Below are 11,245 nucleotides of genomic sequence, written 5' to 3'. Positions count from 1 at the left end.
CTCACAGCCCCTGCACCGCATCGCAAAATGCATCACCGCGGGCGGTGAAGCTGGCAAACATATCAAAGCTGGCACAGGCAGGAGAGAGCAATACGATATCCCCTGGCTCTGCTAATGCCTGTGCCTGCTTAACTGCAGCTGACATGCTGTCAGCGAAATACTTATCGAGATCAGAAACGGCAGCCAGTTGATCCGCATCTTCACCCATCAAAACCAAAGCGCGGCTATACGTATCCAGCGGGGCACTTAATGCTCCAAACTCCGCTCCCTTCCCCTGACCACCGGCGATCAGAATAATCTTTTGACCTGTTGCCAGCGTAGCACCCAGACCGTTCAGTGCTGCCACCGTTGCCCCGACATTTGTGCCTTTGGAGTCATTAAAGTAATTCACCCCATCCAGCTCTCTGACCCACTGGCAACGGTGACGTAACCCGGCAAAGGTTTGCAGGGTTTTCAGCATCACAGTCATCGGCAGATCAGCGGCGTCGCCCAGCGCCAGCGCTGCCAGCGCATTCGCCACGTTATGGTCACCCTTCAGCTTCATAGCGCTGACCGGCATCAGCCCTTGTAAGCCTTTTGCCAGCCATGCTTCACCGTTTTGTTCGATCACACCGAAGTCTTTCAGATCCGGCTTATCCAGCCCAAAGCTGCAGCGCTTAACCTGTTCAGGCAATAACGGGCTGGTCAGAGCATCATCACGGTTGATCACCACCTGCTGCGCACCACGGAATATCCGGTGTTTCGCCTGATAATACAGCCGCATATCGTTGTTATAGCGGTCCAGATGATCCGGACTGATATTCAGTACGGTAGCAACAACAGGGCGCAGGTCGTGGGTGGTCTCCAGCTGGAAGCTGGAAAGCTCCAACACATATAAACCCTGCTCACCGCTAGCCAGCATATCCAGCACGGGGGTACCGAGGTTACCGCCGATGCCGGTATCAATGCCGGCATTCTGCGCCATCAGGCCAACCAGACTGGTCACCGTGCTTTTAGCGTTTGAGCCGGTAATCGCAATCACCGGCGCACTGACCTGCCGACAAAACAGGTCGATATCACCGGATAACTTAACCCCGGCCTCAACCGCTTGCTGAATGGCCGGCTGATCTTTAGCCACGCCCGGGCTCAGTAACAGCTCGCCCGCCGTACAAAGCACTTCTGCATTCAGCGGACCGCAATATACTTCTGCCTGCGGAAACTCGGCTTTTATCGCCGCCAGATTCGGCGGTACTTCTCTGGTATCCATCAGCGCAAACGGCAAACCTTCCCGGGCCAGAAACCGGGCGCAGGAGAGCCCGGTTTGTCCTAACCCGATGACGATACGGCGGTTATCAGATGCAATCAGCGTCACAGCGATTTATTCCTCTGATTCTCAGCGAACCTTCAGTGTTGCCAGACCGATCAGTACCAGTACAACGGTGATGATCCAGAAACGTACAATGACCCGCGGTTCGGGCCAGCCTTTTAATTCAAAATGGTGATGCAGCGGTGCCATGCGGAAAATACGCCGGCCGGTCAGTTTGAAGGAAGCCACCTGCAAAATCACCGAGACTGTTTCAATCACAAACACACCGCCCATGATCAGCAATACCAGCTCCTGACGCACAATTACGGCAATCACACCCAGTGCAGCCCCCAGCGCCAGCGCCCCTACATCACCCATAAATACCTGCGCCGGGTATGCGTTAAACCACAGGAAGCCAAGCCCGGCACCGACAATTGAACCGCAGATAATAATCAGCTCACCGGAGCCCGGCAGATAGGGGATATTCAGATAATTGGCGAACTGAACGTGACCGCTCAGGTAAGCAAAAATCGCCAGCGCACCGGCAACCATCACGGTCGGCAAAATCGCCAGGCCATCCAGACCGTCCGTCAGGTTTACCGCATTGGAACTCCCGACGATGACAAAATAGGTAAACACGATATAGAAGATGCCCATCTCGAGCGCGACATCTTTAAATACCGGAATTATCAGCTGTGTTTCCACCGGTGATGTTGCCGTCACGTATAAAAACACCGCAGCGCCAATACCGCCAACAGACTGCCAGAAATATTTCCAGCGGGCAGGCAGGCCACGGGAGTTCTTTTCGATCACCATGCGGTAATCGTCTACCCAGCCAACGGCACCGAAAATAAAGGTAACAATCAGCACCACCCAGACATAACGGTTGGTCAGATCACCCCACAGCAGACTGCTGATCATAATCGCCAGCAAAATAAGCGCGCCGCCCATGGTCGGGGTGCCGGCTTTACTCAGATGAGACTGCGGACCGTCATCACGGACGGACTGACCGATCTGTTTCATTTTCAGGGTGCGGATCAGCAACGGCCCGAACATCAGAGAAATCGCAAGCGCAGTCAGTACTCCCAAAATCCCCCGTAACGTCAGATAACTGAATACGGTAAAGCTGGAAAAGTGTTGTGCTAACCAATCGGTTAGAAGGAGTAACATTGATTTAACCTCTCTCTTGCAGGCCCTGAATGACCTGTTCCATTCTTGCGCTTCGCGACCCCTTCGCCAGCGTCACCCTGTTATTTGTTAATTGCTGAATTGCCTGCACTACATCCCCGTGCTGCAGAAAATTCGCCGACTGTCTCCCGCCAGCTGCCTGATACGCCGCCACAGTATGCGCACCTAACGGACCACAGGCATACAGCACATCCACCCCGGCCTGCGCGGCATACCGGCCGATATCGGCATGAATCTCAGCCTCATCCGGCCCCAGTTCTCCCATATCACCCAGCGCCAGCACGCTCAGAGATGCCTCCGGTGTCAGGTCAAGTAACGCATCCACCGCAGCTTTCATCGAGCCCGGATTAGCGTTGTAGGTATCGTCGATCAGTAAACCGCTGTCGGAGGCAATAGGACACATCCGGCCGGCAACTGCTTTACAGGCCCGCAGGCCCTCTGCAATATCCGCCAGTGAGCAATGATCCGCCAGCGCAGCCGCCGCAGCCGCCAGTGCATTATTGACATTGTGACGTCCCAGCATCGCCAGCTGAATCTCTTGCTGCTGACCTTTAAACTGCAGCATGAACCGGTAACAACCGTTCGCCTGCCGGGTAATATCCGTGGCGGTTACATCCGCCTCAGGATGTAAACCGAAGCTCAGATGAGGCTGCGCTTTAAGCATGCCGTTCCAGACACTGAAGTGCGGATCATCCCGATTAATGATGCCAACCCCGTCAGCATCTAATCCGTTAAAAATCTCGGCCTTGGCATGCACTACACCTTCAAGGCTGCCGAACCCTTCCAGATGAGCCGCCAGGGCATTATTCAGCAGCGCCACACGGGGCTTTGTCAGCCCGACACTGTAATCAATCTCGTGCGGACCGCTGGCCCCCATTTCGATGACGGCAAACTGGTCTTCAGCCCCCAGACGCAACAGCGTCAGCGGCACACCAATTTCATTATTCAGATTGCCCCGGGTCGCCAGTGTCTGCCCCCGCTGGCTGTTAATAGCCGCCAGCATTTCTTTAACGGTGGTTTTCCCGCTACTGCCGGTAATCGCAAAGACGCTCCCGGAGAAGAAACTGCGGTTAAATGCGCCCAGATCGCCCAGTGCCAGACGGCTGTCTTTAACGATCAGCTGAGGTAAATCAGACTCCACCGGATGCTCTACCACCAGCGCCCGCGCACCTTGTTCAGCCGCCTGAGCGACCAGACTGTGGGCATCAAAATTCGGGCCTTTAATCGCCAGAAACAGATCACCGTCCTGTAACTGGCGGGTATCCGTGCTTACTCCGGTGACCTGCACATCAGCGGCATTAATAACCTCTGCACACAAAGCCTGCTGCAGCTGATCCAGTGAAAAAGGGCCATTCATAATGTGTCTCTCAGATTCAGTGCGTGACGGGCGACCTTCACATCATCAAAGGGTAAACGTACGCCATTTACTTCCTGATAATCTTCATGACCTTTACCGGCGATCAGCAAAATATCGTTCTGCTGAAGGGACGCAACCGCGTGTTCGATTGCTTCCCGGCGATCCGCAATACGGGTAAAGGCAGTATCCTGCTGCAAACCGGCAACCACCATATCGATAATGCTTTCCGGTTCTTCTGTACGGGGGTTATCACTGGTAACCACCAGTTTATCTGCCAGTGACTCGGCCACTTTTGCCATCTGCGGCCGTTTGCCGTTATCACGGTCACCGCCACAGCCAAAGACACACACCAGATCACCCCGACAGTAATCCACCACCGCCTGCAATGCTTTTTCCAGCGCATCCGGCGTATGGGCATAATCCACCAGCACCAGTGGCTGCTCATTCTGCACAGCCTGCATCCGCCCCGGCACCGCATGAATGCCGGCAATAGCGGCTTCAATCTGGTTGGCGGTAAAGCTCAGCTCACCCAGCACCCCGATGGTCAGCAGCAGATTGCTGAGGTTAAAACGTCCCAGCAGTGGTGACTTAACCGACAAGGCCCCCCACGGGGTGGTAAGCTCGGCTGCGATGCCGTGGCTGTTCAGCACGACCTCTGAAGCCATCACTGCAGCATCAGCACTTTCACCAAAAGTGGTCACCGATCTGCCATTGGCCAACGCCTTCAGCTGGCGACCATATTCATCATCCAGATTAATGACCTGACCGGGCACGTTCAGTTCAGTAAATAAACGGGCCTTGGCTGCAAAATATCCCTGCATATCGCCGTGATAATCCAGATGATCGCGGGATAAGTTCGTAAACGCCGCCACATCAAATGCCAGCCCCGCAACCCGTTGCTGATCAAGCGCATGACTGGATACTTCCATCACGACCGCGGTCGCACCGCCGGCCACAAACCCGGCCAGTAAAGCATGCAGGCTGACCGCATCCGGCGTGGTATGCGTGGCCGGCTTTAAGTCATCGAGCAGGCCGTTGCCAACCGTACCGATCAGAGCCGTTTTTTCCCCTAAGGCGTTCAGCCCCTGCGCAATATAATGCGCGCAGGACGTTTTGCCGTTCGTACCGGTCACACCAATGACTTTTAACTGTTCACCGGGCCGGCCATAAAATGCTGCGGCCAGCGCACCGGTGGCCGCATCAATATCATCCGCCTGAATAACAGGCACAGTAACCTGATCCTGCCCCGTAAAGCCTGCCTGCCAGTCGGCAGCAGACACAACCACAGCAGCAGCACCTTTTGCCTGCGCATCAAGAATAAAATCACAACCCCTGTGGGCAACGCCGGAACGGGCAAAAAATAACATGCCCGGCTGCACAGTACGGCTGTCCAGCGTCAGGGCACTGATCTGCACATCATTCAGATCAGTACCATGAATAAGTGGGGCTAACTGACTGCCGGCAGCCCCTACTGCCAGCAGATCAGCTAGTTGTTTCCCCGTTCCCAAACCTGTCATTTCATTACCACCTGGGTTTCGCCCTCGGCCAACTTATCCGGAGCAACATTCAAACTGCGCAGCGCGCCACCCACAACCCGGGCAAACACGGGAGCTGCAACTTCCCCCCCGTAATATTCCTGCCCTTTAGGGTTATCAATCATAACCACTGTAATAATCCGCGGATCACTGACCGGTGCGATCCCTGCAAACACTGAAATATACTGATCTTCCTTATAACCACCGCTGGCAGCTTTATGGGCCGTACCCGTTTTACCGGCTACCCGGTAACCGTCAACCGCCGCCTGAGTACCGGTGCCGCCTTTATTTGTCACGGTTTCCATCATGCCAAGGACAGTGTCCGCAATGTCTTCAGGCATTACCCGTACCCTGCTGTCCGGCTTATCAATTTTCAGTAAAGACACTGTTGGCATCACACCTTTATTGGCAAAAGGCAGATACGCCTGCGCGACCTGCAAAGGCGTGGCAGATAATCCATAGCCATAAGACATAGTGGCCCGCTCAACAACACGTTTTTTCTCTACGTAAGGTAAAACCCCGGTCTGTTCCCCTGGAAACCCACTGTTGGTGGATTGCCCCAGACCAAGGTTGTAAAACACATTCCGCACGGCATCTTCATGCATGCTCAGGGCCAGCTTAGTCACGCCCACATTGCTGGATTTAGTAATGATTTTGGTCATATCCAGCTCACCGTAATTACGGTGATCCCGGATGGTACGGCCTCTTACCCGGATAAAGCCCGGTGCGGTATCCACCACACTGTCAGTCGTGTACTGGCCGCTCATCAGTGCTGCAGCAACCGTCAGGGGTTTCATAGTAGAGCCCGGCTCAAAAATGTCAGTGATCGCCCGGTTACGGAGCATCGCCGGAATCAGGTTTGCCCGATCATTCGGGTTAAACGACGGCTGATTCACCATCGCCAGCACCTCTCCGCTGTTGGCATCCAGCATCACCAGCGCACCTGAGTCCGCTTGATGCGCACTCACGGCAGCTTTCAGCTCACGGTAAGCCAGATACTGCAGCCTTAAATCAATACTCAGCTGCAGATCTTTACCCTGCACCACGTCTTCCACTTGGCGAATATGCTTAATGGTTCGCCCCAGCAGATCCCGCATAACCAGTTTTTTACCCGGCACACCTTTAAGCCAGTCTTCAAACGCCAGCTCAAGCCCTTCCTGACCAACGCCGTCTAAATTAGTAAAGCCCACCAGGTGGGCAGTCACTTCGGAGGCCGGATAATAGCGCTTATATTCGCGGTCAACATAAAGGCCTTTAATGCGCAGCGCCTCTACACTTTCTGCCAGATCAGGTGTTATCTGCCGCTTCAGATACAAAAACTGTTTATTCCGGTACCGGGCGATCTTTTCCTTCACTTCAGCGGGATTAAATCCAAGCAAACCGGCAAGTTTTCCGACTGCAGGATTCTCCGCTTCAAACTCTTTAGGGTTAACCCATACAGTGGCAACCGGTGCACTGACTGACAACGGCTCACCATTACGGTCGGTAATGACCCCACGGTGTGCCGGTATAGCCGTTGTGCGCAGCACCCGGGAATCCCCCTGTTTCTGTAAAAACGCCTGGTCCTGCACATTCAGTGAAACCATCTTGCCGACAATAAAACCGGCAATCAGCAATAACAACAGCAAGACCAGCCACAAACGCCATCCCCGTGCTGCATGCGTCTGGATGCCGGCGACATCCTGAGATGCCTCCTGCTTATCCTGACTGTCTGCTACGGTTTTAGCGCTCATCACGTATAACCTCTATTCTTGCCGGTATCTGCATCGCCAGCTTTTTAGTTGCCAGATTCTCAACCCGGCTGTTCGCTGCCAGCGCACCCTGTTCGAGCAGTAATTGCCCCCACTCCACCTGCAACTCATCCCATTGCTGTACTAACTGTTGCTGATGGTTAAAATTGAGCCGGTACTGATAGGCGGTGTAAATCACTACCAGTGCCGATACGACAATGCTGCTCACCAGTACCAGTAACACCATCGCTTTCACATACAGATCACTGGCCTTCAGCAGCACGGCAGGGCGAAAACTTTCACCCTCCTGTTCATGCACTGTTGCAACCCCTAACTGCAACCAGGCAGGCCAGCTCACTTTCACTTCAGTTTCACCGCCGCACGCATCACAGCACTGCGCGAACGCGGGTTATCATCAACCTCTTTACGGCTCGCCTTCACCGCCTTAGTAACAGCTTTCAGACGCTTATTCAGCATGTCATCGGTGAACGGAATCCCCGGCGGCAAATGCTCATCGCCCTTCACATGATGACGGATAAACCGTTTCACAATCCGGTCTTCAAGAGAGTGGAAGCTGATAACCACCAGACGGCCACCCACTTTAAGCATTTCCAGCGCCTGCTCCAGACAGCTTTCCAGATCTTCCAGTTCACGGTTGATAAAAATCCGTATCCCCTGAAACGCCCGGGTTGCAGGATTCTTGCCCTTCTCCCAGGAAGGATTCGCTTCAGCAATAATTTTTGCCAGACGGCCAGTCGTGGTAATCGGTTCTTCAGCCTGAGCGGCAAGAATTGCGCGTGCCATCCGGCGACCGTGACGCTCTTCACCGTAGGTATAAAGCACATCGGCGATTTCAGCTTCGGTTGCATGGGTCAGCCATTCAGCCGCACTCTCACCAACATCCGGATTCATCCGCATATCCAGCGGCCCGTCTGCCATAAAACTGAAACCACGGCTAGGATCATCCAGCTGCGGAGAAGACACGCCTAAATCCAGCAAAACACCATCCAGCTGTCCGGATAACCCCCGGGCTTCCACAAACTCCTGCAGCTGAGCGAAAGAACCGCGCTCGATATCGAAGCGCGGTTCTGTTGCAAATCGCTGTTCTGCACAGGCAATTGCTTCAGGATCTTTGTCTATCGCCAGTAATCTGCCCTGCGGCGTCAGCTGTTCGAGAACCAGTGCTGAATGCCCGCCCCGTCCAAAGGTGCCATCAATATAAAAACCATCTCCGTCACCAACCAGGGTGTCGACAGCTTCATTCAGCAATACTGTAATGTGTTGAAATTCTGCACTCATGTGCACCGGCCCCTAATGGTTTAAATCAGCCCCGAAGGCTTAAAGCGATAAATTCTGTAAATCATCCGGCAGTTCCATACTGCCGTCATCATCATTCAGGTAGTCATCCCGGGTACTGTTCCAACGATCTTCACTCCAGATCTCGAACTTATTTCCCTGCCCCAGCAGAATGATTTTCTTTTCCAGTTCGGCGTAATCACGTAACGGCGCCGGTAACAGCAGACGCCCGTTACCGTCCATTTCAAGATCGGTCGCATGACCAATCAGCAAACGCTGAATACGGCGGGCCTGTTTATTAAAACTGGGAAGGGATTCGATCTTTTCCTGGATTTCTTCCCATTCGGAAAGCGGATAAAGCAGCAGACAACGGTCTTCGGTATCAATAGTGGCCACCAGCTGGCCAGCACAGAACCCTGAGATTGCCTCACGGTAGCGTGCCGGAATGGCCATTCGGCCCTTGGCATCAAGATTTATCGGGTTTACACCCCGAAACATACCCTGACTTCCACTTTAATTCCCCTTTGCTCCACTTTTACCCACATTTACCCACTAAGCCACACTATAGAAATTAACCCCGGCTTTTGCAAGGCCACAAAACAGATTTTGGGCAATCGTCAAGACCAGATATCCGAAGGGCTTACAGCCAGTCAGACATACTGAAAACAGAGCAATAAAACAGAAGAGATAAAACTGAATCAGGGCTTTATAAGCAGCCTGAAAAGAGAAAAAATCTGCAACTACAAAATCAAACCGCTATTGAAGCACACACTGTTACGGGTGAAGAATTTTACCACAGTACGCCATGACAAAAGACGCCTGACAGCCGGGATACACTTGAATTTTTTTGATAATGCCTGCGCCGCTGAAACAAAAAAACGGAAGCAATAGCCTCCGTTTTCAGGTTAGTCGTACATGTTAGTGAATATACAGAGAACCACGCTTATCCGTAATCCAGTAATGCCCTTCCAGGACGTCAGTGTTTTGCGGACCTATATACCCGGCAACACCCACGGCCACGGCACCCGCCCGATATAATGTCTGAGCCAGCTCCACTGCCGACTGACCGTTACGGACAAGCACCGCCTGATCAAGGCTAAGCACCGCCGGTACTCCGGCCTCAGAAGCGGCTTTTAAAAACGCTAACGCCGCGTCCTTACTTTGCAGATGACTCTGGATAACAAAATCCGCACCTTCTGCTGCAACCTGCGCTAATACATCTGAGTAATCACTCTCAGCAACCGCATTCAGTTCTGCCGAAACCAGTAAAGGTTCCGGCGTTTCATTAGCCACTCTGCGGGCGGCCCGCAGCGAAGCGATTGCAAGGTCGTTTTTTGCAGAACTGAAAGGATGACCGCTCTCAACCACATCCACCTGCAGATCCACCTGTTCAGAAAACTCTGCCACCAGGTGGTCTAATTTCTCACCCGGGTTCATCAGCGCGGCCGCTTGCACATCGCTGCAAGCGACACGGGATGCAGTTAATACTCCCTGGGATGCTAAACGGGTTTGAAGATCGCGCGATACAAGACTCATGATGTCTCTCCTCCGGTAATCAGGCTGTACGGCAAAATGCTATACAGCGGTTAAGGTGGATACATCATAAAAACAGTTAGTGAATTAGTAAAACTCAATATTTTCAGATTTTATTGAGAAATATTAATAGTGCTTTTTTACAGACCGTTGTCAGAGATAAAAAACGCCGCTAAACAGCATCATCCACATGTAAATCAAAGCAACAATCCACATAACGGCTACCACTGCCACACAGGCACGGCTGCGTTTTATCCGGCTGGGGCTGGCTGTTCTCCATCACATAATGAGATGCATGCTCGCGTTTCGTCCAGAGCTGCTCATTTTTATTCAGGAAATCACTCTTAATTAAAGGCTTGGTCACATCCAGATATTCACTGTATTTAGCAACAGCCTGCACCTGCTGATCAATCGAAGCATGCAGGGTCGCAACCGAGAACAGAGACTCGGTAGTCACCAGACTCAGCCGGTAACGGTTACCGAAACCATGCTTATACATTTCAAATGCCTGCGTGAAACACTCGATAGCAGACGGTTCCAACTCCAGATAACTCAGTGCAACGCCGATATCTTCAACCACAGACGCACGGCATGCACTAAAGCCAAACAGTGTCGACATTTCATAGGTATTACTGGTCAGCGAAAGCTCCAGGCAGGCCATCAGCGTTAACGCCGCCTGACGGTGATGATCAAACGCAAGCTGCAGCCGTGACACATACACCAGTAAAGCCGCCAGATCTGCCTCATCAACCCCAAGGGATCGGCACTCAGCAATTTCTGAATAAAACAGTTCAAGTAACAGAGTATTGGCTGCTTCAGAAATATAAGACTGTCCCACCAGCGTACTGTCGTTAATCAGCCGGGTGGCTATTCCTGCGATATACAGCGATAGATTCAGCCGCGCAGCACCGGGCATATCATCAATATCACGGAAAAGTTCCAGACCGTTCTTTTGCGTATTCCGGGCATACTGCCAGGCATAAATAAGAGCTTCCAGCCCCTTTTCCGGAGAAATACCGTTACTGAGAAACAGCGCATCCAGCTTTTCACACAACGCCTCAAACTCCGGCACGTCTTCTTTTTCACGGTATTCATAGACACTTTCATGAGGGCCGGCCGCAACCAGTGCAGCCATCACGGAAGACAAGCGCTCTTGCAGATACCCGTCGGTAACCGCAACATCCAGTACTGATTCTGAACGCGCCGGCTTACGCGGTAATGCAGCAACATTCAGGGGGATATCAGATGCGGTTGCCAGGGCAAAAGCCGCCAGTTTATTCTGCTGTACGCTCACATTCACTCCTCAGAAGCGTCGGAAATT

The 11,245-nt window shown here is 52.8% G+C and carries 10 protein-coding genes; all 10 read right to left on the bottom strand.

The window, feature by feature from the left end; translation table 11 throughout:
• Nucleotide 1: 1 nt before the first annotated feature.
• Nucleotides 2–1,351, bottom strand: a complete 1,350-nt coding sequence (murD, locus tag PCI15_RS06565; RefSeq protein ID WP_271273536.1) for a UDP-N-acetylmuramoyl-L-alanine--D-glutamate ligase — start codon at nt 1,349–1,351, stop codon at nt 2–4.
• A 21-nt stretch (nt 1,352–1,372) separates the two neighbouring features.
• On the bottom strand, nt 1,373–2,455 hold the full coding sequence (gene mraY, locus PCI15_RS06560) for a phospho-N-acetylmuramoyl-pentapeptide-transferase (protein WP_271273535.1): 1,083 nt from the start codon (nt 2,453–2,455) through the stop codon (nt 1,373–1,375).
• 4 nt (nt 2,456–2,459) lie between these two features.
• A complete protein-coding gene (locus tag PCI15_RS06555) occupies nt 2,460–3,830 on the bottom strand; it encodes a UDP-N-acetylmuramoyl-tripeptide--D-alanyl-D-alanine ligase (protein ID WP_271273534.1) in 1,371 nt (456 codons plus the stop codon).
• A complete protein-coding gene (locus tag PCI15_RS06550; protein WP_271273533.1) occupies nt 3,827–5,347 on the bottom strand; it encodes a UDP-N-acetylmuramoyl-L-alanyl-D-glutamate--2,6-diaminopimelate ligase in 1,521 nt (506 codons plus the stop codon). The genes PCI15_RS06555 and PCI15_RS06550 overlap by 4 nt, the downstream gene beginning before the upstream one ends.
• Nucleotides 5,344–7,098 (bottom strand): peptidoglycan D,D-transpeptidase FtsI family protein, encoded by a 1,755-nt coding sequence (locus PCI15_RS06545; protein ID WP_271273532.1) that lies wholly within the window; start codon nt 7,096–7,098, stop codon nt 5,344–5,346. The genes PCI15_RS06550 and PCI15_RS06545 overlap by 4 nt, the downstream gene beginning before the upstream one ends.
• Complete coding sequence (ftsL, locus tag PCI15_RS06540; protein ID WP_271273531.1) at nt 7,088–7,453, bottom strand: cell division protein FtsL; 366 nt, start codon at nt 7,451–7,453, stop codon at nt 7,088–7,090. The genes PCI15_RS06545 and ftsL overlap by 11 nt, the downstream gene beginning before the upstream one ends.
• Nucleotides 7,454–7,455: 2 nt before the next feature.
• Entirely contained in the window at nt 7,456–8,394 is a 939-nt protein-coding gene (rsmH, locus tag PCI15_RS06535) for a 16S rRNA (cytosine(1402)-N(4))-methyltransferase RsmH (RefSeq protein ID WP_271273530.1), read from the bottom strand.
• 39 nt (nt 8,395–8,433) lie between these two features.
• Nucleotides 8,434–8,889 carry a division/cell wall cluster transcriptional repressor MraZ gene (gene mraZ, locus PCI15_RS06530; protein WP_205658646.1) on the bottom strand — a complete coding sequence of 152 codons (456 nt, stop codon included), beginning with the start codon at nt 8,887–8,889 and terminating at the stop codon, nt 8,434–8,436.
• A 420-nt stretch (nt 8,890–9,309) separates the two neighbouring features.
• The gene (locus PCI15_RS06525) at nt 9,310–9,927 is read right to left on the bottom strand and encodes a type 1 periplasmic-binding domain-containing protein (protein WP_271273529.1); all 618 of its coding nucleotides are present in this window, start codon (nt 9,925–9,927) and stop codon (nt 9,310–9,312) included.
• 169 nt (nt 9,928–10,096) lie between these two features.
• Nucleotides 10,097–11,218 (bottom strand): YchJ family protein, encoded by a 1,122-nt coding sequence (locus PCI15_RS06520; RefSeq protein WP_271273528.1) that lies wholly within the window; start codon nt 11,216–11,218, stop codon nt 10,097–10,099.
• Nucleotides 11,219–11,245 lie beyond the last annotated feature (27 nt).

The sequence above is a fragment of the Aliamphritea hakodatensis genome (assembly GCF_024347195.1).
In the GTDB taxonomy this organism is placed as follows: Bacteria; Pseudomonadota; Gammaproteobacteria; order Pseudomonadales; family Balneatricaceae; genus Amphritea; species Amphritea hakodatensis.
The sequence above is the reverse complement of the archived record's forward strand: the minus strand, read 5'-3'. Positions and strand labels throughout refer to the sequence as shown.

Coding starts and splice junctions, on each gene's coding strand:
- PCI15_RS06550 (WP_271273533.1), bottom strand. CDS start 5,347: ATGACAGGTTTGGGAACGGGGAAACAACTAGCTGATCTGCTGGCAGTA.
- PCI15_RS06555 (WP_271273534.1), bottom strand. CDS start 3,830: ATGAATGGCCCTTTTTCACTGGATCAGCTGCAGCAGGCTTTGTGTGCA.
- PCI15_RS06545 (WP_271273532.1), bottom strand. CDS start 7,098: ATGAGCGCTAAAACCGTAGCAGACAGTCAGGATAAGCAGGAGGCATCT.
- rsmH (WP_271273530.1), bottom strand. CDS start 8,394: ATGAGTGCAGAATTTCAACACATTACAGTATTGCTGAATGAAGCTGTC.
- PCI15_RS06525 (WP_271273529.1), bottom strand. CDS start 9,927: ATGAGTCTTGTATCGCGCGATCTTCAAACCCGTTTAGCATCCCAGGGA.
- mraY (WP_271273535.1), bottom strand. CDS start 2,455: ATGTTACTCCTTCTAACCGATTGGTTAGCACAACACTTTTCCAGCTTT.
- mraZ (WP_205658646.1), bottom strand. CDS start 8,889: ATGTTTCGGGGTGTAAACCCGATAAATCTTGATGCCAAGGGCCGAATG.